Genomic DNA, 22,388 nt, shown 5'->3' with positions numbered 1-22,388 from the left:
GCCACCGGTAGACCTGAAAGGCAAGCCCATGTCTTCGATGCACATGCCCTGGTACGCCCGCTCCGTCTTCACCGGCGGTCGTCCGCTCGTCCTCGTCGCCGCCCTCGTCATGTCCGTGCCTGGCGAGATCCGCATGGCAGAACTGGCAGGCTGGCACGGCTGGATCACCTGGCTCATGCCGGTGTCCATCTCCGCCTACGCCGCGTGCGCCGCTGTCATCTCCGAAGTGCGCCGCCGCGCCCAAGCGCCAGGCCGTGTCACTGCCACCATCGGCGCCGGAGCCGCCCTCGGGCTGGCACTGTCAGCTCAGGTCGTGGCACACCTGATTGACAGGAGCTACATGGCAACGTCCCCGCTACTCGTCGCCGTCGTATCAGCGGTGCCGCCACTCGTCGTGGCACACATGCTCCACATGGCGGCGACCCCGCCGGCCTCCGTGACAGCCGAGCAGCGCATCACCGAGCTGGAGGAGTCCCTCCTCCTCATGGCAACCGACCTCGCCGAGTCGCTCGACCTCGAAGGCCGAGTCCTCCTCTCCAAGGCTCATGGCGTCAAGAACACCCTCGACGAGCTGACCGAGGCGGCCGAGGAGCTGACAGTCGCAGCCGACGAATTGGCAGAGGAACTGATCGGCGAAGTGGCAACCGCCGGGGTGTCAGAGCCCAAGCCCTGCCACAACGGCAGTGCCAAGAAGGCGGTCCCCCTGACAGTCGTGAAGGAGACCGTCGCCGCCATGGTGTCCGAAGGCACGAAGGTCAACGGCAAGACCTTGGCGGAACGCCTCGGTTGCTCAGAGCGGACCGGATACCGCTACCTCGGCGCAGTTCAGGCGGCCTGAGTCACCGCCCGCTCCAAGGTACGGCGGCCCTCGCTGAGGCGACGGCAATCAGACAAATCGGTGCGTTCTTTGGCGCGCGTGCGGGCCCGTTTGCCCAGGTGGCAGGCGGGCCCTTCGTCATTGGTCGACCCTGGAACCGTGGCAGTTTTCGAGCGGCTAAGACGTGGCGGTCGGCGCTTTCGCGTACCGGGGGTCATACCCCCACCCCGCACGGTCCGGCCGGGGCCTCCGCTACCCTCGCGCGCCACGCACTGACGCACACCCCCCGCACCCCCCAAGGCGGACAACCGGCCCACGATTGCGAGACTTGCGCTTACTCGCCGACGTGTGCCAAGCTCTGACCCGTCGCCAACACCGACCGGCCGCAAGGCAGGCAGGCAAGGCGGCAAGCGGACAGGTCAACGGGCAAGGCGCGCAGCGCAGAACCCAAGGCTGAGCCGCTTCGAGTTCCAGCGAAAGCGAGAACTTGACTCGAACGGAAGCCGCCGACTACGGTGGGGGCCACGCCGAACCGGGCAACCGAGAACGGGCCGCACGATGCGGCGCCGCCAACTGCCTGGCAAGGCGGTCAAGTTGAAGCGAATGCGAGAACTTGGCAGACCGAGGAAGATCCGCTAGGGTCGGAACCACCGCAAGGCCGACAGGCCGGGCGGAAATGACCATCACGCCAGCATCCGGGCATCGGGTGCCCCACCCCCGAGGGAGCGGGGGGCCGCTCTGCAAAGCGAGCTGTTGCAGGGAGTACGGCAAGGTCAGCGCGAGAAGCGAAGACCGCAGTGCCCGAGCGCTCCGAGTGCGCTGAACTCGGGCCTGGCTGGGCGACTGGCCAGGGGCGGCCGGACCGAGGCCACCCCGAGAGGGGTTGGTACAGAAAGGCACCGCCCGATCCTTGAGAACTCAACAGTGAACGCGAATAGTTCGCAGCCATCGAGCCGCCTGAGATGCCCATGTGGGGCGGGCGGTCGGCGTCCTGGAATGCCCATTGGGGCGGGATGCCTGGCTGTGCTGATCGAAGAGAAGCGACGGCGTGACTGCGCCTGACACATTGTCGAACGTGAATGCACCCGCCGGGCTCCGGTCCGGTGGGGTGCTGCGACCCAAGCGAGAGGGTGTGGCGCTTGGGTGGCAGCACTCCATCAAGAGGTGGGGTGTATGTCGGGGCCGGCCGAGGGCCGACCCCTATCTGAAATGGGGATACATGTCCGCCACCACGTTCAAGGCTCAGGGTGTCAGCCTCGCGAAGAAGGTCGACGTTCTGACGAACCCGGACCTCTGGGAGCAGAACGCCAACCTGTCGAACCGACTCTTCGAGGTGGCTCGTGAGCTGGATGCGCTGAAGCGTGAGGTCGCTGAGGCCGAGGAGGGTGAGATCGAGCTGATCCGCATGGTGTTCGCCATGGCTGACCAGCGTGAGCTTGCTGCCCTCGTGGCGACCGCTCGTCAGGACGTCATCGACGATCTGAAGCGCGAGCTGGCGCAGATGACTGCGTACCGCAACCACTACAAGGCTCAGGCCGAGGAGTGGCGGCGCAAGTACGAGGTGCTGCGCGCTTCTTGATGGCCGATTGCGAGAACTTAGCAAAGTGGCAGTCGCTCTCATCGGAAGTGTGAGCGGCTGCCCGCCGAGTCGAAGCGAGGACCCATGCCGATCGAGGTCGGTTTCCGCACCGGGGGCTACTCCCGACTGCTGCACGTGAAGCGAGGCCAGCTCGGAACGTCCGCCGTGGCGCGGTGTGGTGCCGGAATGACGGTCACCGAACCGGCGCCGAAGCGCGGCGAATTCAGCCGCTGGTGCCCGATGTGCTCGGGCCAGAAGTCCAGGGCCTTCGCGGACGTCTGGCAACTGGCCAGCTAGGCGAAACGCCTTGTCCCCGCACGCCAGCGGTGGGCAGGGCGTCCGGCCGGGGTGGTGCCCGGCTGCTGACGATGCCAGCCGCATCAAGCATGAACAGGGGTCACATGAGTGCCCAAGTCGTAAACCCGAGTGAGGCCGCGTACTGCCTGTACTTGGTCATCGGGAAGGGGGACCGGACTACCGGAACCCAGACTGACGACGTTTGGCTCTACCTGTCGGATGAACCCGACGACGCCGAGGAATACGTCCCCGAGGGTTGGTACCTGATTGAGGACCAGTCCGAGGAGATCGTTCGCGGATACCACGATTGCGACTGTTGCGGCATCCAGGTCATTGATCGCCGTCAGTGCCGCGAGTGTCGAGAAAACCCGGACACCTGCGATCCGGCCGTGACATGGCACTGCTTCACGAATTACTGCGACGGGTCCGGGTGCACCTTCGAGGGTGAATGCGAGCCTGCGCACGAGGTGCGTGTGTGGCGCGAAACCGGTGACCTCGTGGGGCTGTGGGAGGTCAAGGCCGAAGGGCCGGAGCGCGTCGTCGTGACGCAGTCCGAAGGATACGAGCGCGACGCCGAATCGATCTTCACAAGCCTGTGGTCCGCCTGGCAGTACGCCCAGGGCTGCGCCGACATGCACGCCACGACTCTCCGCCAGGAGTGCGAGTGCGGCGAGGACGACTGTGGAGTCATCCACGAGCACGGGATCTCCGTTCAGGAGGTCACTTCCAACCGCGACCTGGCTCGCGCTTAATCCCCCGTTCTGCCGCCCCTTCTCAATTACTCCCCCTTGGGGAGGGGCGGCTTCAACCTGCTCGAAAGCGAGAAATGATGCTGCACCCCGACGAGATGGCCGCCTTTTCTAGTCTGGCGACCGGTGCGCTCGGCTTGGTTCTCCGATTCGACGATGTGGTGGTGGCCGGGCTTTTCCTGCCCGGAGTCGATGAGCCCTTCATGGAGACGGCCTTCACCTTCGAGGACGACGACCACGAAACCCGCAAGGCAGCAGCGGAGGCGAAGTTCAACGACCTCTTCATCAAGCACCTGCTGACCGGTTGGGACCTCATAAGCGCCACCTGATGCAAAGGCGAAACCCCTTCGGGGGTCGGGGCGGGGTGGTGCCCGCTTCCTGACGATGCCAGCCGCATCAAGATTTACGAGGTAGACATGAACGACAACGAGCAGTCGAACCCGATGCTCGCGAGGATTCGCGCACTTCTGGCCAAGGCCGAAGACACCGCCGCCTCCGCCGAAGAGGCCAAGGCGTACTTCGCGAAGGCCGCTGAGCTGATGGCGAAGTATGGAATTGAGCGGGCCATGCTCGCCGATTCCGACCCGGCCTTGGACCGTCCCGGTGACCGCGTGATCGTCGTCGAGGGGAACTACGCCAACGACCGGATATACCTGCTCGGTTACATCGCCGATGTGCTGAACTGCCACGGCATCACGAAGGACAAGAGCCGGGGGAAGGCGGAGGTTCACCTCTTCGGCTACGAGTCCGACCTTGACCGTGTGGAGTTGCTGTTTACCTCGCTACTCCTCCAGATGTTCAACGGCATGCGCCAGGGCCGCCCCGCCCCTGGCGAGAGCACGATTACCTACCGGAAGTCGTGGGTGGCCGGATTCATCCTGACCGTCCACAAGCGACTTCAGGAGATCGAGGCCCGCGCACGGCAGGAAGCTCCAGCATCGGCTTCGGGACGCTCCGCCGAACTGGTCGTCGCCGACCGCAAGGCCGTGACCATGGCGCGCTTCAACGCCGCCTACCCCGACAGCCGGAAGGGCGGGGGTACCAGGCGACGCGGAACCGGCCTCAAGGCCGGGCAGGAAGCAGGCCGCCGCGCCGACCTCGGACAGACCCGTGTCGGTCAACGCCGCCGTGCACTGAGCGTCTGACCCCTCACCCATCGGCCGCCCCTGCTCCCTTCTGTACGGACGGGGGCGGCCCCCTGAAGACACCTCCCCGAGCTTGAAAGACCGACATGGACAGCACCAAGGATTCAATCCGCACCGTCCTGAAGATGTGCCGCGAAGTCACCGCGTGGCGCGAGGACTTCGACCCCGGCACCGCCGAGTGGTACACCCTGGTTGCCCTTGCCCAGGAAACGCACAGGCTCCTGATCAGCCTCCCCGCCGAGCTGCTTCCCGAAGAGGAGCAGCCGAGCCCGGCCATGGCCGAGATCCTCGACGCCCTCCAGGAATCCACCAAGGAGGACGCCAAGTGACCTGGCGATACGACGTGTACGTGTGCCCCGACTCGGATGCCCTGAGTCACGGTCTCTACTGCCACGACCGCATGGAGAAGGCCGAGGGGACCTTCCTCGACTACGGGTACCGCGACGCCTTTCGGCTCGCTCACGACCAGGCCGAGGAAAGCGGGCACGCGGCCGTCTGGACGACCTCCCCGCACACCGGGAACACCGTCCTCTCGTACCAGCACATCCGCGGTGGCGGCCCCTGCGAGACCTGCCCGCCGAAGGTGCGCGGGCGCGGCCCCTGGACGACTCACGTCCTCGGAGATCAGTTCATGTGCGCTAACTGCGCCACCCAGGCCCGGCGCCGCGTCGCAGCAGATCGCCTCTGGTCCGAGGACGAATGCCCCTGGTACTGGCCGGTTCTCGACCGTGCGCTGAAGGACTAGTTCATGACCGACCGCAACACCGAACCGTGCTTCGAGTGCGGGCTTGTGCCCGAGCTCCTCGACGAAGACCTGACCTGCACCCCCTGCCGTGCACGCATCCGATTGGAGAAGAAGTGACGACCGTAACCGAGCCCGAGACCGTCACCCTGACCATCCGCTTCGAGGTCACCGAGACCACGGTCACCGACGTGGAGTCCACCGTCACGGTTCCCGCCGACATCGCCGATGACGACGAGGCCCTTCAGGACTGGCTCGATGAGAACGAGGACCAGTGGATTGACGACCTCGACACCGACGACGCCCACGACGTCGCCCGTGATGTGACCGACGTGTACGGCACCGACGCCTGATCTCCCGTGAACCAAGACGCCCGCCCCTTGCCATCGGAAGTGGCGAGGGACGGGCGCCCGGCGAAACCCGCTGGTGAGGCGGGTCGCGAAGCGGTGGTGCGCTTCGCCTGATGATGCCAGCCAGCATCGCCTTCAAGGATACGTACGATGCGCTCACGCTCTACCCATGGCGCCGTAGGCTTCAATGCCTCGGGCGCCAGGTTCTTCGCCAACGACACCTTCCATGTGGTCGTCACCTGGGGCGGTGGTCGAGCCGCCGCCCACATGCGGCAGGCACAACCGACCATCCACTTCTCGCACGAGATGAAGTGGGCCCACAACCCCGAAGACGTCGACCCGAACGCCCTTCTTGACGAGGTGCTCCAGCACGCCCAGCTCGCGGGCCGGCCGGAAGCCGCGGATCACCTTGCCGTCCAGGAACTCAGGAACCAGCACGAACCCCTCGACTGGTACCCGCCTACCGCTATGCCCGCCCGCGACCGCGCTCGGTACGGACTGATGGGCGATGCCGCATGAACGGCCCCAGCCATCTGGGCTGCCCCCGCTGCCGCATATCCCTGTCGATCCGCCTCACCGTTCGAGAGTGGGCCGTCTGCAACCTGTGCGGATACGGCGGACTCTGGGGCGAGTTCATGTTCTGTGACTGCTTCGGCTATTACTGCCTGTTCGAAGACGAGGGCGAGTGATGCTCACCGCTCCGTTCACCCTCGACACGGCCGGGGCACTCGGAACCCCCGAGGAACTGGACCTCGACAACCTGTCGCCCAACGAGTTGGAGGAGGTCGCGGCGCCCTGGCCGGTGCACTGGCTCTTCGCTCCTCAGCCTGGCGACCCCGACCGAGTGGTCAACCTCTTTGCGGGGCCCGGTGGTTGGGATGCCGGAGTGCGCGACGTGCTCCAACACGACCTCGACGTTGTTGGCGTCGAAGTACACAAGGACGCGTCGGCCACCGCTCGCGCAGCGGGGTTCAAACGCATCGTCGCGGACGTTCGGACTCTCGACCCGAAGCATCCGGCCCTCCGCTGGGTGCGCGGGCTGCTCGTCTCGGCTCCCTGCCAGTGTTGGACCCCGGCCGGGAAGAGGGCTGGGCAGGACCCGCGCAACCAGGAACTTCTCCTGGACGTGTTCACCGCTGCCTTCGAGGCGACCTTCGGGCACTGGCATGAATCCCGCCCCTGCGAGTGGGAGGGCGATTGCCTGGTCTGCGACGACCCTGAGTGGGACGGATACTCCGGATTCACTGGGCCCCTGCTCACCCTGGACGAGGTACGGGCCCCGATAGCCGAGATGACCGACGAACGGATCGGCCTGCTCGCCGAGGTGCTGATCTGGTCGCTCACCCTCACCGCACAGTGGGACAACCTCCGCTGGCTGGCCATGGAGCAGAGCTCGGCCCTGCCGGAGACCATCCTCGACGGGATACGCGAAGAGCTCTGGTCGGCGGACTGGTGCAGTGCCGAGTACCGCGTGCTGGATGCCGTGGACTACGGACTCGCGTCCCGACGCAAGCGCGTCTTCCTCATGGCCGCCCGGCACTCCTACGTCGACATGGCCGCCCTGATCCCCCAGGAACCCTTGCCGACCACCACAGCCGCCGAGGCCCTCGGTTGGCCCGCAGGCATCCGCGTCAACACGCGAGGCGTTCGCAAGACGGCGGGCGGCAACTGCTGGAGCGCGGACAAACCCGCGACCGGCATCACCAGCAAAATCCGCGGTTGGTACTGGGAACGCGACAAGGACCGCAAGTTCAGCCTCGACGAGGCAGCGCTCCTGGTCGGCTTCGCGCCCGGCTACCCCTGGACCGGCTCCCGCTCGTCCTGCACGCAGCAGATTGGCGATGTCGTCGCCCCGCCCATGGGCTGCGTCGTCATCGGCTCACTCCTCATGGAGCCGTGGGAGCACAAGCTCCGCATCCATCTCAGCAAGATCTACGGCCATCCGGCCGACGCATCACCGAAGGAGAGTCACATGGACAGCACGAACACCACCGAGGTAGAGAGCGAGTACGGGAAGGTCACCGTCCGCCGCGTGGCGAGCGACACGGTACCGAAGGACAAGAGGGACTGGACCATCTCCTACGAGGTCACCGGCCCACGCATGAAGGGCCTGGTGCACGTCCAGCCCCAGTTCCGGACGGACGACTTCGAGGTGTTGCCCAGCCAGGTCGCGGTAATGATGAGCTCGAACCGGTACAGCGAGACCCACGCCGAGTTCACCGTGAACGGTGTCGAGTTGGACGACACGCAACTGTTCCACATCGCGGAGCCCAGCGACGCCCAGCGCTTCGACTTCTGGCGAAGGACCGGTGAGCACCGTCGTTCGGAGCTGTCCGATGCAGGGACCGCACGAACCCGTGCCGGCCTCCGGGCCGTCCTCGAAACACACTTCGCTGACGAGCTACTCGTACACGACCAGGCAACCGCGTATGCCAGGGCTCGCCACCGATCCCGCACGTTCGAAACCCGCCGCGGCCTGGAGGCGAAGATCGCGGAAGCTGAGGAGCTGGAGCAGACGATCGAGGGCATACGCCACCGCCTGGGCCTGCTTGGCGACCTGGAGGAGATCGCCGCCGCACAGCGCCCGGCCGCACCCCCGGAGGACGCACCCGAGGACACCCTTGGGGACGTCGTGGAGCTCAAGTCGGAACCCGAAAGCGGGGAAGTGCCGATCGCCGAACTCCGGGCCGGGGAGGAGGTACGGGCCACGGGCAACAACACCATGGGTCGCACTGTGACCAGGGTCGGCGTACTCCTGGTCGAACCGAAGCAGGTCCCTGTGCAGGACTGGGGGCGGCGCGTGACCAAGTGGCGCCTCTACATCGACGAGCCCGGCAGCGCCCCCACCCGCTCGAACTCGGTCACGCTGTGGCCCCACGAGACGGCGGAACGGCTCGGCGCCCCTGCGCGCGAACTGGCCACCGCAACGTGAAGCACCACCTCCGGAGACGGCCCGAGCAGCGGCTTCAATGCCTACGCTGCCGGGCCGCCTTCACCGACGAAACCTCCGCCCAGCGCTCGACGTTCCCATGCCCGGACGAGCCCTTGGCGCACGGTCTCCTCGGCCAGCGCGAGCACATTCGATACCCCACCTGGTCCAAGGACCGGAGCTGCGCCGCCTGGAACTGCCCCGACCCCGACCCATCGCACAACTGGCACGGCCCGGACCCGTATTGCGACGAGAGCCCGTGCCCAACCTGCCTGCACAACTGCGACTGCGACGTATGCGAAGGCCGCGTCCGAGCGCCCGGCCTCTACCGCCTCGTCGACAGTCTCGAAGGATGAAAGGACTCTGCTGACCACCATGGACACACCGCTGATCGGTTTCGCGGGCGCCGCACGCTCCGGCAAGGACACCGCGGCCTCGTTCCTCGTCGAGCGCGGCTGGCTCCGCAGGGCGTTCGCCGACCCCGTAAGGGACATGCTGTACGCCGTCAACCCGGTCCTGATAGACCCCGAGAGCGAGGCGGGCACGACCACCGTTGCGTGGGAGGTAGACCACCACGGATGGGACTACGTGAAGCGAGAGTTCCCGGAAGTACGGGGATACCTCCAGCGGCTTGGCACCGAGGCCGGCCGCCAGGTGCTCGGCGTGGACGTGTGGGTGAACGCCCTGTTCCGTGATGACGAAACGTGGACCGACCCCACCGTCATCAGCGACGTACGGTTCCCCAACGAAGCCGACGCCATCCGGAAGCGCGGGGGACTGGTAGTCGAGATTCTGCGGCCCAGTCAGGCCCTGATCGAGGACTCCGACCACATCAGCGAGAACGCCCTCGCCGACTACGACTTCGACGTGACGATCCTGAACACCGGCACTCTGGAGGGGTTCCGGGCGAGCGTCGAGGCCATTACACCCACCTGATTGCGATGCTTGCGCTTGCTGGCCTGATTGCGTAATCTCGACTGCGGAAGGGAGGGAAGCCTCGTGAGTACCACCATCAACAGCCCAGCCGAGCTCGACGAGTTGCCGGACGGCTCAGAGTTCGAGGACGCCGAGGGTGACAGCGGCCTGAAGACGAGCGGGTTTGCCTACCTCGTCCCAGGATTCGCGCATCCGGTGAGGGCGGACTTCTTCGCCTATCCCGTCGCAGTGAAGGGACTCGGCGCCGCGTGAGGATCACCCCCCGCAAGGAGGAGATCGACGCGGTGAAGGCACTCCTGGAAGACCCCGGCTTCGACAGCGCCGACCAGATGGCCAAGGCGCTGATCAAGGAAGTCGGGGAGATCCTCCAGATGCGCGACTGGATTGCGCTCGTCCACACGTGGCACGACGGAAGCCGCGGGCTGAACTTTGCGCCGTTCGGCAACGAAGCCGAGGCCCGCGCCTTCGCCTCGAAGATGGCGTTCGGCGGGACCGGCCGCCTCGTGAGACTCCACTCGCCTGGCGTGATGCTCGCCAACCACGACGGCAAGAAGTGGAAGGGCTACTGCCAGGACGAGCAGTGCGGCCACGCCCCGTTCACCCACTCCGCAGCAAGCGCCGCACGGGGCGCCTGCCAGATACCGACCTGCCCGTGCAGCAAGTTCCGCAAGTAGACCAAGGAGAGTCAGGCATGACCATCAAGGCCGTCGACTTCCGCACATGCGAGTGCGGCGCCAAACGCGCCTTCGAGGACGAGCGCGTTGCCGAGAAGGCCCTCGGCAGGGCGCAGGCGAAGCGTCACCGGGCGGGGGACCGCCGAGGATCTCGGCGTGGCCTGTACTGCGAGAACCGCTACTACGAGTGCGAGTTCGGCATGTACCACCTGACCTCCCAGTCCCGCAGCGAGTACCACGGAGCCGCCGCTTGAACCACACCGAGAAGGCGCTCAAGAACGGCTGGGGCTGGGTCCTCGGAGTCTCCGGCCAGGAGTGCCGGGTGTACTCCCAGCCCGCCCACGCTCCGATAGAGGACCCGAAGGAGCTCCTCGAAGAGGCGGCCAAGCTCCTCGGCGTCGCCGATCCGGCACTCGTGCCGGCCCGCATCCGAAGGCTCAAGGCGGACCAGAAGCGGGCGCTGAAGTCGGCCGCCCTCGCGTGGGAGACCGTGCATTCCCTCACCGACGCGCAGCGCGGTGAGAGGCCCGCCCGTTGAGCCGGGGTGGCAGTAACCGGCTTCTAACGCCGGAAGAGGTGGCCGCGTGGCTGAAGGTCAGCGAGACCACCGTGAAGAACAAGTACCGGACGTGGGGACTGCGGCCCCAAAAGGTTGGCCGCCTCCTCCGATTCCGTGAGCGCGACATCGTCGCGTACCTCGACGACAACTACGGGTAACGGCTGCTTTGCCATGCCCCGGCAAGAGAGAGGGGCCCATGGCTACCGTTTTTCAGAGGTGCAAGACCGACAAGAGAAGCCCGCTCTACCCCTGCGAAGGGGTGCGCTGCGGCCACGACTGGACCGTCCGGTACAGGGAGCCCGGCGGCCGAACCGGCGATCAGCGGGAAGCCAGCTTCACCAAGAAGACCGAGGCCGACAAGTTCGCCAGCAAGGTCGAGAACGATAAGAGCGTCGGGACGTACATCGACCCCAACGCAGGGAAGATCACTGTCCGGGCTTACGTGGAGGACTGGCTCAGCCGTCGCGTGATCGGGGACTCGACGTTCTCGAACTACCGCGGCTTCATCGACAAGCACCTGATACCCCGGCTGGGCCGCAAGACGATGGCCGGAGTCGCGAAGCGGGACATCGAGCACTTCAAGGCGGCCATCAGCAAGGAGCTCGCCGCCAGCACGGTGTACGACCGCATGAAGATGGTGAAGCACATCTTCTGGTCCGCCAAGGAAGAGAAGATCATCCAGGAGGACCCGACCAGGGAGGTGAAGAACGCCCCCGGCAGCCATGCGGTCGACGAGGACGAGATCCCCACCCTCCCCGAGGTCCGCCTCCTTCACGAGCACATGTCTCCGCAGTACAAGCTGACCGTCTGGCTCCAGGCCGGGGCAGGGCTGCGGGTCAGCGAGGCCCTCGCCTTCCACACCGGGTGTCTCCGCGACGATGTGATCCGTGTGCGCTGGCAGATCAGCTCGAAGGCCCATCGAGAGGACTGCAAGACCCGCCTCGTGCCGCTCAAGCACCGCGAAGAGGGCGAGTACCGCGACGTGCCAGCCGCGCCGTTCGTCTGCGACGAGATCGACGCCCACGTTGAGCAGTGGGAACCGATCCCGCTCACCTTCCAGAACGCGGCAGGCAAGGCGCGGCAGGTCGAGGTGTACTTCGCGCCCCGCGAGCGCGGGAAGGGTGTCATGCCCACCGCCAATACCTACACGTACCACTTCAAGAAGGCGTGCAGGCTGGCCGGGCTCGTCGACGCCGAGGGGAAGCCGAAGTACCACCCGCACTCGCTTCGCCATTTCTTCGCCTCGACCGCGCTGGCGGCCGGCATCCCGATCCACGAGGTCTCCCGGTGGCTCGGCCACAAGTCGATCAAGACCACCGTCGACATTTACGGCCACCTCGTCCCCGAGGCGTGGGATCGTTGCCGTGCCATCATGCAGAAGGCCATGGGGCCGGTGCCCGTCGAGGTCCCGAGCGAGGCCCCGGAGGAGTCCTCCGGATACGGTCCGGCGGCCTGACGTGCTGGATGTGCTGGTTAAGTTCTGACCGTGCTGGATCTGTGCTGGATGCGATCTTCATAGAGTGCGTTTCCGCAGGTGACAGCTCTGCGCTCGACGTTCCGGTTCAACGTGTGATGGGCGCCTTAGCATCGGCGTAGCGATCTGGCAAATGTGCAGGTGAAACGGGGTCGGTCCTATACGGGGTCGACCCCGTCGCCATGCCCCGCGCTGGATCCGTGCTGGATTTCCTGACGCCTCGTCACCTGTCGTCATCCCTGGTCATCCGTGCCGTTGCTGGATCGAGGCTGGATGTGGTTGACGGTCTGTCCGCCGGATCGGGACGTGCCCGGCTGCGGATTTCGTGGCGGACGGGACGCGCGGGGTGGTCGGAACTGCGTATGCCCGTTGCCTGTGGATGTCGCGGACGGGCTGGAGTGGGGCTCGTGGCGCCGTAGGGCTGGCGGTGGGGGAACGGCATCGTGCGCTTGGGTGCAGGTGCATGGCCTCGGCTGGCCTTGAGCTTGCAGCCAAGCGCTCAACATCCCGGGGGTAGCCCGTTCGTAACCGGACCCCCGGACAGTCGCGATCAGAAGTATCCATTGCAGTCCAGGGCTGAGGCACTGCGGGGTAGTGCCCGGGTCTGCCCACCCGCAGTCAGAGGAGCGTGTCACCGGCGAGTCGGCCGGCGGGCGACCATGCTGAACTGCTTGTGAATCAGGACGACTTGCGCTGATGTGCCAGCGTGTGATGGAGTGCCAGCTGCGCTGTATCCCAAAATCCCGGCTTAGCCGACACATCCCCCTAACGCAGCGCTGAAGGGCACAACTATGCCTAAGGCTCGGTACACGTTTGAACTCCCTGAGCACCGAGTGGACTACGGGGTTGAGGTTGCGATCAAAGACCTCAACATCGACCCTCAGGCGCAACGGACTCTCAACGAGCGACGTGCGCAGAACATCGCCACCAACATGGTTCGCGAGGCCGTTGGCTCCGTGATCGTGTCGGAACGTTCTGACGGTGACCTGTACATCGTCGACGGGCAGCACCGATGGCGCGCATGTGCGCTGGCGGGGGTCCCTGCCATCATGGCTGAGATCCATCACGGCCTGACGCAGGCGCAGGAAGCGATTCTCTTCCTGATCAAGAACAGGGAATCCCATAAGCCGCGCCCTATCGATGAGTACCACGTGGGGCTCACCGGTGGGGTACCTCTGTTCGTCGACACCGACAGGATCCTGGAAAAGCACGGGCTGACTCTCGGCTCGACGTCCACGAACGGCGTGGGTGCCGTGTCCGGTGTACTGCAGATCGTGGACCGTTACGGCTCGCCGGTGTTCGACCGCACGCTCACGGTCGCGGAGGAAGCGTGGGGCCGTGCCGCAGAGACTTGGGACGGCATGCTCCTGGGCGGTATCGGCATGTTCCTTGGCCGTTGGGGCGACCTTGTCGACGACAAGGACCTGGCCAAGAAGATCGCGGGCATGGGCACAGCGGCCAAATGGCGCTCCGAGATCCTTAGCCAGTCGTCACGCGGCGGATTCAACAACAGCGGCACGGGGTCCCGAGTGGCCACCGCGTACCGCCTCGTCACGAACGCCTGGAACAGGGGCCGCAAGGCCGAGAATCGCATCGAAGCCTAACTCGACGATGAGCCGGCGCCTTCCCCTCGCAAGGGGAGGCGAGAGTACACCGGCTTGACCTGAGCGCGTTGCTCTTCCCGGTGAACCCGCTTATCCCCAGTGGAGTCATCCCGGGGGCAGCGCCCTGCGCGAAGCGGGCGTTCCCCAGGTCCGCCATCCCTGTGGCGACCCGTGCGTCCGTCTCTCACAGGCGTCGAGCTCCCTCGCACTCATGCGGCGGAGGAAACCTTTGATGTTGCTCTCGTCTTGCCGACCTTCATGAAAAGGGTCAGCGAACCGTGTTCTTCCAACTTCTCGATGGCGCGCCCGTGGGGGCCATCATCCCCATGGGTGCCGTATGCGTGGTGCTCGCTTTGGCCAGGGTCGTGAAGAACCTGCCAAAGGACTGGATCAGCAAGTTCTTCGAGCACCGTACGACCAAGTACCAGATCATCGCAGGCGACACCAAAGGTCGCGTAGCAGCGATGCAGAAGCAGCGACTTGTATTCCTCGGCTTCGTCTTTACGGGCGCCGCCGTAGTCGCCCTCTTCCTCATCAGCTCAACGGCGGATGCGGCCCGGGCACCGGCAGCTCGCCCGGTGCCGACGACTGCGAGCCCTTCGCCGTCGTCCCGGTAGTTCTCCACGACCGCCCAGCAGTCACGGGGCGTGCCCCTCTCAAGGGCACACCCCGCTGCTGGGTGTCCGACCGTCACGACCCCTCCGTTCTGTCGCCATTTGACCGGCGGTTCGGTACGCGATGGGTCGGCCGCGAGTAGGGAGTCGCCTTCTGGGGCTACGTCCGAGGAGGGTTGACTTCACTGACGGGCTGTAACACCACCCCCAGATGTTGCAGCCGTTTGTAGCCGGTCAGCCCGGACGGCAATACTTAAAGCTGTCCGGTTAGTTTCCGCAGGTCACAGGTTCAACCGGACAGTCGGACAGCTGGGACACGCCCCGGATCCAGGAAGATCGGCTATGACTGTGCACCTACCCCAGAACGTCATCCTCCCGGCCGGGCCAAGCCAGTTCGATCCCAACGCGCTCGCACAGTCGGAGCCATCGAGCGTCAGCCGGCTCGTGCTCCACCCACGGCACTGCTCGCACGCGAGCCGCCCGTTCGCGAAGCCTGTCGTGGTGGTCGAGAAGCTGTCCAATACCGGCGCGTAGCAGGCGCGTCTCATTGAGCCGCGTTAGCGACTTGACCTCGCAGACAACGAGTTCCTCATCCTGGCGGCGCCACGCAAGGTCAAAGTCCGGGTCGGCGGCGCTGGGTGAGAGGACAGTCAAACCCTGTGCAGAAGCGGCCGCTGCCAAGTCGTTCTGAAGCCGGTGATGAGCCCTAAGGTTTCTTCCCGTGAGATCCGAGTCCGGAGTGCTGGGCTGCGCGGCTGCCGGCTCGACTGATTCGTCAGCCACTCGATAGCCGCTACCGACCGGAACGGTAGCTGGCTGAGAGTCAGCACCCACAGGCACGAGGTGGAAGCGAATGACCTGCCGCATAGCGCCGCCTCCAGTCTCTGGGGCACGGCTATACCTGTACGGCGTCACGGGGTCGACAGCGAACTCACCGACGTAGCGGATAGTCCCGCGGGAACCTTCGAAGAGCCGCAGAGCAAGGCCAGTTCGCAAGTGATCGCGAATGGACGTCCGCTCGATGCGCCACGCGCCCCCTCGGTCGTCGAGCTTGCATCAAGCCGCCCGCTGCGGGGTGGTCATTCGGCTCGTGTCGCGCCGACGCTGTCACTTGCCGTGATGGAAAGTGACTTGTAGTGTTTTCCATCATGGAAAACACTTCACGCAACTCCCATGGCGTGGACGCCAGTTCCGCACGCAAGGCCCTCGACGCCGTCGCCGCGTCCCGGACCCAGGTGGCGGCACACGTCGCCAGCCCCTGGTGGTACCACGTGGGGATGGGGGTCACGCTCGCGCTGTTGTTCCTCTCGATGAGCCTGCGTATGGCCACGTGGGCCGTTCCGCTGCTCGTCGGCGTGGTGGTCCTCCTCGGTCTGGCGGTCCGGCGGGCGACGGGGGTCTCCTTCGACCGCTATACGGCAACTCCCGGCGCCACCAGGCTCTTCGGCATCTACGCGCTGGCCTTCGTGCTCGTCGTCGTGGCCGGCATGTGCCTGGAGTGGGGCGCGGGGGTGCACTGGGCCATCGCCGGCGCCGGGCTGGTGGTCGGGGTGCTCACCATCGTCGTCGGGTACCGCGTCGACGCGGTCGCGCGACACGACATCCGGGCAGGACGATGACCGACGCGGCTTTTGACGAGGTAATTCACGCGCCGAACCGGTTGCGGATCTGCACTACGCTCGCCGCCGTGGATGCCATGGAGTTCTCCGTGGTCCGCGATGCGCTCATGGTCAGCGACTCGGTGCTGAGCAAGCACGTCAAGGTCTTGCAGGCGGCGAGCTACGTCTCCGTCACGAAGGTTCGTGGCAGCTCTCATCCGCGCACCTGGCTCGCGCTCACACCCGAAGGGCGACAGGCCCTGGCCGGGCACATCGCCGAACTTCGCCGCATTGTCGAGATGGCGCAGGCGGAGCAGTGAAGCTCGGCGCCTTGATTGGGATACCTCAGTAGTGCAGCGGCTCCCGTGAATTCTTCCCAGAGGGCCGGTAGTACACCTCCGAACACCCCGGCACTCGCCGAGCCTGCGGAGGCGCGCCCGCGGGGACTGCTCTGCGCAGATATTGCACGCTGCCCGTTGGGCAGCCGCCGATGCGAGCCGTTTTGGGAGGTCAGCGGGTGGCGCCCTTCGGCCATAGGACCTGTACCGGTGTACCGGTCCGCTCGGCGTAGGCGACCACATCGGCGGTTCCGCCGTACCGCGGGCCGGCTTGCCGTCCCACACGGCCAGCAGTTCGTCAGAGGCCTCGACGAGGATTTCCGATCCTGCCATGTGCGCGTCGGAGTCGGAGGTGGTGAGTCCGGTTTCGTGGAGGCCGGCGGCGCGGCGGAGTAGTTCGTCATAGGTGGCGTGGTGCCATTCCGGGAGGCCATCACGGTACTCGGTGGCCGGGACGACCACTTCAAGGCGTCCGCTGTGCTTCAGCACGGCCTCGGCGAACCAGGCGTCGGGGCCGTCCGCGATGCAGGAGATCCCGACGAGCTCCGCCGCACTGTACGCGTGCAAGGCCGTGTCCAGCATGGCCAGCACTCGCTGTTCAATTTCCGGGCCGAGTCCGCGGTGACCGGTGATTCCTACGCGCATCGCTGATCTCCCTAGAGGTAGACGCCGTGGAGGCGCTCGTCGAAATCCCGTACCACTTTGGGCGGGGTGGCGGTGGTCAGTGAGCGGCGCACGGTGCGTGCCCGTTCCATGATCCGGCCGGAACGGTATTGGAGGCCGGTGTCCAGTGCCCGTCCTGCGAGAGCGAAAGCCGCTTCGACCCGGCCGGCGGCCAAGTGTCCGGCGGCAATGTCGAGGACCAGGAGCGCGCGTTGCTTTGCGTGTCCGGTGGCCAGGGCCGTGACGTCCTCGGCGAGTACCCATGCGGGCAGGCCGAGCCGGGCTCCGCAGGTGACCCGGCAGGCGGCGACCTTTTCCACGTTGAACGTGAAAACCCACGGCCATGGCGTGGGTTCGGGTGGGAGGGTTTGGGCCGCCACGCGGCTCGCGGTCAGCGCCTTGTCTGCCTCGTGCCGGTTGCCGGCCGCCGCATGGGAGAGAGCTTCGACGGACGCCAGCCAGGTGTCGGCGACCGGCGACCGGCGGCCTGCGGTCACCGAGTGCTCGCCGTGCCCTGCGGGTGAGGTTGAGGGCCTGGACGGCATTGCCGGCGTACGCCTCGAACTGGGCGAGGCTACCGACCTGGTAGGCAGTGAGAAGCGGGTCGCCGGAGGACCGCGCGGCCTTGATAGCCGATCCGTACCAGGTGCGGGCAGACCCGTTGTCGCCCATGTCCCACGCCAACCATCCGGCGAGGCCGGTAGCCTCGCTGCCTACGGCTGCGAGGCGGTTGCGGTCGGCGTCGCCGGAGGTGTCCCGGGTGATGTTCTGGATGAGCCGCAGGTGCGAGTGGACGGCGTCGGCAAGCTGCGGGAAGGGGTGGAACCGTCGAGTCTGCGGTAGGCCATGGTGGACTGCCGCAACGCGGCGGCTTGGCCTCCGTTCGCGTCGGCGGTATCGGGCGGCGCAGCCAGTACTGGGGTCGTTGCCGTAGCCGCGACCGCGCCGAGGAACTTTCGTCGGTTCACGTCGTCACCCTTCGACCGCCCCGGGCGACCATCCGCGAGCCCTAACAACAGGCGTGGGATCCCCAGGTGGGCGGAGGCCGCTGCCAGGACGTCCGTGCTGTATGAGCCCGTGCCACGCTTCTCCAACCGCGAGACGGCGGACTGCGAAAGCCCAAGCGCTTCGCCAAGTTGTGTCTGCGACATGCGTTGGCCCTGCCGGGCCAGCTCGATAACCCGGCCGTAGTCCCCGGTCCGGGACGCATCCCGGACAGCGGCCGCCTGCCAGTCCACCGGCACCCCCACGCTACGAGACCGCGCGGCCTCGGGCGCCTACTCGTACCCGCTCAGCGGGTAACCGTATGCGCGTGCCGCATGCGTGATGGTCCCACAGCCACCGGTAACCGTTCACTGTCCGTCAGTGCAGCAACTCGGTCAGCCACCGGCCTTGTTCTGGACTCGGTGTCCCATCCTCCGCCCTTGGAAGGGGATGAGGTACCGCCCCGGCCCCACCCTGTGAGGCATCCATGACCACAACCGACACCCTCCGCCGTCCCGCCGCTGTGCCTGCGGCCCTGTACGTTTGCGTCGAGCGCGGCCCCCACAGACCAACCCTGGTGGCGGAGCGAGCCGAGGCAGAAGGGCGCGACTTCGCTCCCCGACACGGGCTGACCGTCACCGACACCATCACCGACCGCTACGGCAAACAGGATCCCCACCACCGCGACGGCTGGTTGCATGTACGGGAACTGGCGGACAGCGGCCGGATCGGCGCGGTCATCGCGCGATGGCCGAGCACCGCCCGTCTGCGGTCCCGTGCGATCACCGAACTGGCGACCCTGGGTGTCGAGGTCTTCTATTCCTGGCCCCCTCTCGGCCCCACGGGAGCCGACCGGCGATGACCACACCCGAAGCCGAAGTCGGCGACCTCGTACGCGATCTCCTCCGGGAGCAGAACGCTGCCGTGACCGACATCCTGAGCGGCCGGCTCATCCTCCGCCCTGTCTGAGGCGGCGGTGCGCACTGGACACCTGAGGACCCCGGCAAGGTCACGGTGGTGGCTCGCCGCGGGGGATGGAGCCACCCGTGAGCGAACCTCACCCCCGTCGCGCTGCCCGCTCCGGGCGGTCGAGCTCTTGCACGCTGTGGCCACCCTCGTGTTCGTCGGCATCGGGCCGCCGTTTCGACCGTCAGCTCGGCCCGGTCGGCCACTCCGCCCGCAGCGCAAGCGCCTCTCGCTCGAACCACGGACCTCAATCGCCGAATAGGGTGAAAGTGCAGCTCAACCCCGCTGCGAGCGACCCGGTCGCGGGTCGAAAGGCCAGTTGGCGATTCCGCCGTCGTTTCGGGGGCCGTTTCCCCCGTCGTTCCCGTATACGCGCTTGGATACGACACCCCGAACGGGCCTTAACCGCTGGGCAGGTGGCCTGCGAGCCACCGGCGGGCGAGGGCGACTGTATATCGGTGCAGCAAAGCATCCCGATCTACCTGTAACGGCCCCGGCGCCTGCGGGCCTCACGCACCTTTCGGCACCCGCCGCCACGCCCCGACTTCATCCAGGTTCCCTTCCTGTTTGCAGCTGGCGAACTGAACGGTGCTGGACACCTGGAGGCGCGGCGAGTCGCGGCGTAGCGGGAGGTGACGTTGCGCCACGGTATGACAAGCCGCATTCCGCGCCGGAGCAACGAGGAGCCGGGCGCGGGCGTATTCCGCATGGTGGGCGGGGCTTGGTCGGTGACCTGTTCGGCGACTCCGGTGGCGACGACTTTGATGAGAGCGTTGGCGATGACGCCGGAGGACTTCTCGATGACGCGGCTGATGGGGGTGGCGGTGAATGCCTCGCCGGGGCGTGCCGGGAAGTGGTCGATGACCATCTGCCGAAGTGCTCCCGGTGCAAGCCGCCCGTTCTTGCCCCGTGCCGGTTGGGGGGCGTCGGCTGCGGCGCCGTCGCTGTTGTGGTGTTTGGCGTTCTGCGGTGGGTCAGTGTGGGGGCTGGTTCCAGGTTTGGTGGCGGGCGAGTTGGGGGCCGGTCCTTGAGGCGGTAGGTGGGTGGTACGTGGGCGGCGGGGTTGGGGGCGGTCGGTCGGCTGGTCGGGTTCTGTTCGGTGTGGTCGGTCGGCGGGGGAGCAGGGTTCGTTCGGTCTGGGGTGAGCGGTCGGTGTGGTGGTTTTGGGCCGGTGGTGGGCGGTCTGGGCGGGGCGGCAGCGGGCCATAGTCGGCGTCTGCCGCCCGGATCCCGGGGCGGTGGCGGTTCAGCCGGGGTGCGGGCTGCGGGGCGCGTCGTCGGCAACGTCGGGCGTGATGGAAGCCGGGGCGCCTGTGCGGGGTAACGGGGCTGAGCGCGGGAGGGGCGGATGTTTGCTGGTCGGCGGGGGCGGCTGCTGATAGCCGGGGTGAGGGTTGCACGGGGACTGATCGGTGAGTTCGGTCATCCCGACCGCCCCGACCGCCCCGACCGCCCCGACCGCCCCGACCGCCCCGACCGCCCCGACCGCCCCGACCGCCCCGACCGCCCCGACCGCCCCGGTCGGGGCGGTCGCACCAACCGATCCGCTGGCCGTGGGCGGCAGCCTTCCCGACGCGTTCATGAGGGGGCGGTGTGCTGGCGCTCCACCGAAGGGTGGTGGGCTGCAGGAACCCAGCTCAGCTTCCCTCCGGTCAGGGTGTGCCGTCCAATGCCGGAGAAGACGGCAGGGCCGGCCTAACAAGGGATCACCAGAACTGCCAGGGGGGAGCGCGAGCGACAGGAACCCGGGTGTTCGGCAGCGTGATCAAAGCGGCTTGATCTCCGAGCCGCAATGCAGCTGCAGTTACGCCACTTGGGATCGAACAAAGAAAATTCTGCGCTGCCTCAATTCAGCCAGTGGAGAGGTGACTCGGCAGTGGCTCGCTGGTGGCTCCCATGCGTCTGAACTGGGGAAACGCGACCACATGAATAGCTCTTCCGCGGACGGCAGCCACGTTTTCCTGCCTCCTCGCGCGTCGAACATTCGCAGTGGCGATGACAATTTCGCTCGTCGGTTTCTCTATTACTTAATGTCAGCACCAGACGGATTCGGTCCCGCTCTCCGGGCGTCATCTGCCGATGCCCGCTGTTCCGCCCTGCCCTTCGCCAGCTACGCGGCCTCGTAACTCCACCCCGTACCGACAACCATCTGCCCCCTGTCCCTGGCGAGTTGCACCCTGCCACCGGCTCCCGAGCCCGTGCTGCGGGAGTGGGCGGTCGAACGCGTCCGGACCGCGGTTCCCGCCGATCAACTGGCGAGTGGCGGCCTCCCCACTCCCGCCCAACTTCATAGTGCAAGATCGCGGGCTTGACGACATGGCCGAGACGGAGCGTCCATCGTCCACGCCCGGCGCGGCAGCCGGGCCGACACCACGCCATGTAGCACCACCTGGAGACCCGAGCACGGAGGAGATCACCATGCATCCGCACAGGGCGGTGCGCGCATGACGCGAGGTGGAAGCAACCGGCTGCTGACCGTGGAAGAGGTCGCGGCGTGGCTGAGGGTCAGTGAGGTCACCGTCAGGAACAAGTACCGCGCCTGGGGGATCAAACCTCAGAAGGTCGGCCGTCTCCTGCGGTTCCGCGAGCGCGACATCGCGAACTACCTGGAGGAGCACTACGGGTGAGACCGAGTGCCCGAAGCGAGCGAGCAAGGAGTCAGGCTCGATGGCCACCGTTTATCAGAGGTGCAAGAGCGACAAGCGGAACGTGAACTACCCCTGTGAAAAGTCCCGGTGCGGACACGCGTGGACGGTCCGGTATCGCGAACCGGGCGGCGCTGAACGGCAGCCGAGCTTCGAGAAGAAGTCTCAAGCAGAAGCTTTCGCCGACAGGCTGCAGCGCGATAAGTACGAGGGTCTCTACCTCGACCCCAAGCGCGGTGAGATTAGCCTGCGCGCCTACGCCGCGGAGTGGCTTGAGTGCCAGGTAATCAGTGACTCCACATACCGCAACTATGAGAGCTTTCTCAGGATCCATCTGCTTCCCCGCCTGGGTGGCAAGACGATCGCGGGTGTGGAGCGCAGGGACGTCGAGGTTTTCGTCGTGGCGCTGGGTGAAAAGCTCGCCGCGAGTACCGTGTGCGATCGAATGAAGATGGTCACCAGCCTCTTCCAGACCGCGATCAAGGAGAAGAGGCGGGCGGATGACCCCACTGAGGGGATCAAGCTGCCCCGCAGCGCGACGCACGCGGTCGACGAGGACGAGATCCCCACTCTGTACGAAGTCGATCTCATCGCCAAGCAGATCTCACCCCAGTACCGCCTGACCGTGTACCTGCAGGCCGGGGCGGGCCTGCGCATCAGCGAGACTGTCCATCCCCTCGCAGCGTGGACGGTTTCGTTAAGCGGCTTGGGACTGTTGGTCTCTG

The 22,388-nt window shown here is 66.5% G+C and carries 28 protein-coding genes, 3 other RNA genes and 1 pseudogene; 29 read left to right on the top strand and 3 right to left on the bottom strand.

The window, feature by feature from the left end; genetic code table 11:
- Positions 1-28: 28 nt before the first annotated feature.
- From IEZ17_RS23585 to IEZ17_RS23460, 26 genes are all read left to right on the top strand, one after another.
- A complete protein-coding gene (locus tag IEZ17_RS23585) occupies positions 29-838 on the top strand; it encodes a hypothetical protein (RefSeq protein WP_067120269.1) in 810 nt (269 codons plus the stop codon).
- A gap of 1,198 nt (positions 839-2,036) precedes the next feature.
- A complete protein-coding gene (locus IEZ17_RS23580; protein WP_189303309.1) occupies positions 2,037-2,396 on the top strand; it encodes a hypothetical protein in 360 nt (119 codons plus the stop codon).
- Between the two features lie 84 nt (positions 2,397-2,480).
- The gene (locus IEZ17_RS23575; protein ID WP_189303307.1) at positions 2,481-2,693 is read left to right on the top strand and encodes a hypothetical protein; all 213 of its coding nucleotides are present in this window, start codon (positions 2,481-2,483) and stop codon (positions 2,691-2,693) included.
- Positions 2,692-2,777: hammerhead ribozyme type II (locus tag IEZ17_RS23570), an RNA gene on the top strand. The genes IEZ17_RS23575 and IEZ17_RS23570 overlap by 2 nt, the downstream gene beginning before the upstream one ends.
- A 20-nt stretch (positions 2,778-2,797) precedes the next feature.
- Positions 2,798-3,445 carry a hypothetical protein gene (locus IEZ17_RS23565; protein ID WP_067120275.1) on the top strand — a complete coding sequence of 216 codons (648 nt, stop codon included), beginning with the start codon at positions 2,798-2,800 and terminating at the stop codon, positions 3,443-3,445.
- A 74-nt stretch (positions 3,446-3,519) separates the two neighbouring features.
- Positions 3,520-3,771: a hypothetical protein gene (locus IEZ17_RS23560; protein WP_067120277.1), complete on the top strand. Its 252-nt coding sequence runs from the start codon at positions 3,520-3,522 to the stop codon at positions 3,769-3,771.
- A gap of 5 nt (positions 3,772-3,776) precedes the next feature.
- Positions 3,777-3,839: hammerhead ribozyme type II (locus IEZ17_RS23555), an RNA gene on the top strand.
- A 19-nt stretch (positions 3,840-3,858) separates the two neighbouring features.
- Positions 3,859-4,587 carry a DUF2786 domain-containing protein gene (locus IEZ17_RS23550; RefSeq protein WP_067120279.1) on the top strand — a complete coding sequence of 243 codons (729 nt, stop codon included), beginning with the start codon at positions 3,859-3,861 and terminating at the stop codon, positions 4,585-4,587.
- Between the two features lie 86 nt (positions 4,588-4,673).
- On the top strand, positions 4,674-4,916 hold the full coding sequence (locus tag IEZ17_RS23545) for a hypothetical protein (protein ID WP_067120281.1): 243 nt from the start codon (positions 4,674-4,676) through the stop codon (positions 4,914-4,916).
- Entirely contained in the window at positions 4,913-5,332 is a 420-nt protein-coding gene (locus tag IEZ17_RS23540) for a hypothetical protein (protein ID WP_067120283.1), read from the top strand. Before IEZ17_RS23545 ends, IEZ17_RS23540 begins: the two co-directional genes overlap by 4 nt.
- Before the next feature lie 113 nt (positions 5,333-5,445).
- Positions 5,446-5,682 (top strand): hypothetical protein, encoded by a 237-nt coding sequence (locus IEZ17_RS23535; RefSeq protein ID WP_067120285.1) that lies wholly within the window; start codon positions 5,446-5,448, stop codon positions 5,680-5,682.
- A 58-nt stretch (positions 5,683-5,740) separates the two neighbouring features.
- Positions 5,741-5,808, top strand: an RNA gene (locus IEZ17_RS23530) — hammerhead ribozyme type II.
- A 21-nt stretch (positions 5,809-5,829) separates the two neighbouring features.
- Complete coding sequence (locus IEZ17_RS23525) at positions 5,830-6,198, top strand: hypothetical protein (RefSeq protein WP_189303305.1); 369 nt, start codon at positions 5,830-5,832, stop codon at positions 6,196-6,198.
- A complete protein-coding gene (locus IEZ17_RS23520; RefSeq protein WP_189303303.1) occupies positions 6,195-6,368 on the top strand; it encodes a hypothetical protein in 174 nt (57 codons plus the stop codon). The genes IEZ17_RS23525 and IEZ17_RS23520 overlap by 4 nt, the downstream gene beginning before the upstream one ends.
- Positions 6,368-8,611 (top strand): DNA cytosine methyltransferase, encoded by a 2,244-nt coding sequence (locus IEZ17_RS23515; protein WP_189303301.1) that lies wholly within the window; start codon positions 6,368-6,370, stop codon positions 8,609-8,611. The genes IEZ17_RS23520 and IEZ17_RS23515 overlap by 1 nt, the downstream gene beginning before the upstream one ends.
- A 372-nt stretch (positions 8,612-8,983) precedes the next feature.
- On the top strand, positions 8,984-9,544 hold the full coding sequence (locus tag IEZ17_RS23510) for a deoxynucleotide monophosphate kinase family protein (protein WP_189303299.1): 561 nt from the start codon (positions 8,984-8,986) through the stop codon (positions 9,542-9,544).
- Between the two features lie 63 nt (positions 9,545-9,607).
- Positions 9,608-9,796: a hypothetical protein gene (locus IEZ17_RS23505; protein WP_067120293.1), complete on the top strand. Its 189-nt coding sequence runs from the start codon at positions 9,608-9,610 to the stop codon at positions 9,794-9,796.
- Positions 9,793-10,218 carry a hypothetical protein gene (locus IEZ17_RS23500; RefSeq protein ID WP_067120295.1) on the top strand — a complete coding sequence of 142 codons (426 nt, stop codon included), beginning with the start codon at positions 9,793-9,795 and terminating at the stop codon, positions 10,216-10,218. The genes IEZ17_RS23505 and IEZ17_RS23500 overlap by 4 nt, the downstream gene beginning before the upstream one ends.
- Positions 10,219-10,235: 17 nt before the next feature.
- Positions 10,236-10,472: a hypothetical protein gene (locus tag IEZ17_RS23495; protein ID WP_067120297.1), complete on the top strand. Its 237-nt coding sequence runs from the start codon at positions 10,236-10,238 to the stop codon at positions 10,470-10,472.
- Entirely contained in the window at positions 10,469-10,756 is a 288-nt protein-coding gene (locus IEZ17_RS23490) for a hypothetical protein (protein WP_067120299.1), read from the top strand. Before IEZ17_RS23495 ends, IEZ17_RS23490 begins: the two co-directional genes overlap by 4 nt.
- The gene (locus IEZ17_RS23485; protein WP_067120301.1) at positions 10,753-10,935 is read left to right on the top strand and encodes a helix-turn-helix domain-containing protein; all 183 of its coding nucleotides are present in this window, start codon (positions 10,753-10,755) and stop codon (positions 10,933-10,935) included. The genes IEZ17_RS23490 and IEZ17_RS23485 overlap by 4 nt, the downstream gene beginning before the upstream one ends.
- A gap of 38 nt (positions 10,936-10,973) precedes the next feature.
- Positions 10,974-12,233, top strand: a complete 1,260-nt coding sequence (locus tag IEZ17_RS23480; protein WP_189303297.1) for a tyrosine-type recombinase/integrase — start codon at positions 10,974-10,976, stop codon at positions 12,231-12,233.
- A gap of 851 nt (positions 12,234-13,084) precedes the next feature.
- Positions 13,085-13,855 carry a DUF6551 family protein gene (locus tag IEZ17_RS23475; RefSeq protein ID WP_229852560.1) on the top strand — a complete coding sequence of 257 codons (771 nt, stop codon included), beginning with the start codon at positions 13,085-13,087 and terminating at the stop codon, positions 13,853-13,855.
- Between the two features lie 278 nt (positions 13,856-14,133).
- Positions 14,134-14,472: a hypothetical protein gene (locus tag IEZ17_RS23470; protein WP_189303293.1), complete on the top strand. Its 339-nt coding sequence runs from the start codon at positions 14,134-14,136 to the stop codon at positions 14,470-14,472.
- A gap of 1,145 nt (positions 14,473-15,617) precedes the next feature.
- Positions 15,618-16,088 carry a hypothetical protein gene (locus tag IEZ17_RS23465; protein WP_229852559.1) on the top strand — a complete coding sequence of 157 codons (471 nt, stop codon included), beginning with the start codon at positions 15,618-15,620 and terminating at the stop codon, positions 16,086-16,088.
- The gene (locus IEZ17_RS23460) at positions 16,085-16,387 is read left to right on the top strand and encodes a transcriptional regulator (protein ID WP_189303291.1); all 303 of its coding nucleotides are present in this window, start codon (positions 16,085-16,087) and stop codon (positions 16,385-16,387) included. Before IEZ17_RS23465 ends, IEZ17_RS23460 begins: the two co-directional genes overlap by 4 nt.
- 190 nt (positions 16,388-16,577) lie before the next feature.
- Here the strand turns inward: IEZ17_RS23460 and IEZ17_RS42720 are convergent.
- From IEZ17_RS42720 to IEZ17_RS42710, 3 genes and pseudogenes are all read right to left on the bottom strand, one after another.
- A pseudogene (locus tag IEZ17_RS42720) lies at positions 16,578-17,050 on the bottom strand (hypothetical protein).
- 11 nt (positions 17,051-17,061) lie between these two features.
- Complete coding sequence (locus IEZ17_RS42715) at positions 17,062-17,565, bottom strand: NsdA family TPR-like regulatory protein (RefSeq protein ID WP_229852558.1); 504 nt, start codon at positions 17,563-17,565, stop codon at positions 17,062-17,064.
- A gap of 216 nt (positions 17,566-17,781) precedes the next feature.
- Entirely contained in the window at positions 17,782-18,219 is a 438-nt protein-coding gene (locus IEZ17_RS42710; RefSeq protein ID WP_229852592.1) for a helix-turn-helix domain-containing protein, read from the bottom strand.
- Positions 18,220-18,629: 410 nt separating this feature from the next.
- Between IEZ17_RS42710 and IEZ17_RS23450 the strand changes: the two genes are divergently transcribed.
- From IEZ17_RS23450 to IEZ17_RS42705, 3 genes are all read left to right on the top strand, one after another.
- Positions 18,630-18,914 carry a hypothetical protein gene (locus IEZ17_RS23450; RefSeq protein WP_189303289.1) on the top strand — a complete coding sequence of 95 codons (285 nt, stop codon included), beginning with the start codon at positions 18,630-18,632 and terminating at the stop codon, positions 18,912-18,914.
- Positions 18,915-21,462: 2,548 nt separating this feature from the next.
- Positions 21,463-21,645, top strand: a complete 183-nt coding sequence (locus tag IEZ17_RS23445; protein ID WP_038521543.1) for a helix-turn-helix domain-containing protein — start codon at positions 21,463-21,465, stop codon at positions 21,643-21,645.
- Positions 21,646-21,685: 40 nt separating this feature from the next.
- Positions 21,686-22,388: site-specific integrase (locus IEZ17_RS42705; protein WP_506005255.1), on the top strand; the 703-nt coding region annotated here is incomplete at its 3' end.

Origin of the sequence: Streptomyces albospinus (assembly GCF_014648695.1) — a bacterium.
Taxonomy (GTDB): Bacteria; Actinomycetota; Actinomycetes; order Streptomycetales; family Streptomycetaceae; genus Streptomyces; species Streptomyces albospinus.
The sequence above is the reverse complement of the archived record's forward strand: the minus strand, read 5'-3'. Positions and strand labels throughout refer to the sequence as shown.

Coding starts and splice junctions, on each gene's coding strand:
- IEZ17_RS23520 (WP_189303303.1), top strand. CDS start 6,195: ATGAACGGCCCCAGCCATCTGGGCTGCCCCCGCTGCCGCATATCCCTG.
- IEZ17_RS42710 (WP_229852592.1), bottom strand. CDS start 18,219: ATGTCGCAGACACAACTTGGCGAAGCGCTTGGGCTTTCGCAGTCCGCC.
- IEZ17_RS23560 (WP_067120277.1), top strand. CDS start 3,520: ATGATGCTGCACCCCGACGAGATGGCCGCCTTTTCTAGTCTGGCGACC.
- IEZ17_RS23480 (WP_189303297.1), top strand. CDS start 10,974: ATGGCTACCGTTTTTCAGAGGTGCAAGACCGACAAGAGAAGCCCGCTC.
- IEZ17_RS23585 (WP_067120269.1), top strand. CDS start 29: ATGTCTTCGATGCACATGCCCTGGTACGCCCGCTCCGTCTTCACCGGC.
- IEZ17_RS23510 (WP_189303299.1), top strand. CDS start 8,984: ATGGACACACCGCTGATCGGTTTCGCGGGCGCCGCACGCTCCGGCAAG.
- IEZ17_RS23545 (WP_067120281.1), top strand. CDS start 4,674: ATGGACAGCACCAAGGATTCAATCCGCACCGTCCTGAAGATGTGCCGC.
- IEZ17_RS23465 (WP_229852559.1), top strand. CDS start 15,618: ATGGAAAACACTTCACGCAACTCCCATGGCGTGGACGCCAGTTCCGCA.
- IEZ17_RS23580 (WP_189303309.1), top strand. CDS start 2,037: ATGTCCGCCACCACGTTCAAGGCTCAGGGTGTCAGCCTCGCGAAGAAG.
- IEZ17_RS23445 (WP_038521543.1), top strand. CDS start 21,463: ATGACGCGAGGTGGAAGCAACCGGCTGCTGACCGTGGAAGAGGTCGCG.
- IEZ17_RS23515 (WP_189303301.1), top strand. CDS start 6,368: ATGCTCACCGCTCCGTTCACCCTCGACACGGCCGGGGCACTCGGAACC.
- IEZ17_RS23495 (WP_067120297.1), top strand. CDS start 10,236: ATGACCATCAAGGCCGTCGACTTCCGCACATGCGAGTGCGGCGCCAAA.
- IEZ17_RS23460 (WP_189303291.1), top strand. CDS start 16,085: ATGACCGACGCGGCTTTTGACGAGGTAATTCACGCGCCGAACCGGTTG.
- IEZ17_RS23525 (WP_189303305.1), top strand. CDS start 5,830: ATGCGCTCACGCTCTACCCATGGCGCCGTAGGCTTCAATGCCTCGGGC.
- IEZ17_RS23575 (WP_189303307.1), top strand. CDS start 2,481: ATGCCGATCGAGGTCGGTTTCCGCACCGGGGGCTACTCCCGACTGCTG.
- IEZ17_RS23565 (WP_067120275.1), top strand. CDS start 2,798: ATGAGTGCCCAAGTCGTAAACCCGAGTGAGGCCGCGTACTGCCTGTAC.
- IEZ17_RS23550 (WP_067120279.1), top strand. CDS start 3,859: ATGAACGACAACGAGCAGTCGAACCCGATGCTCGCGAGGATTCGCGCA.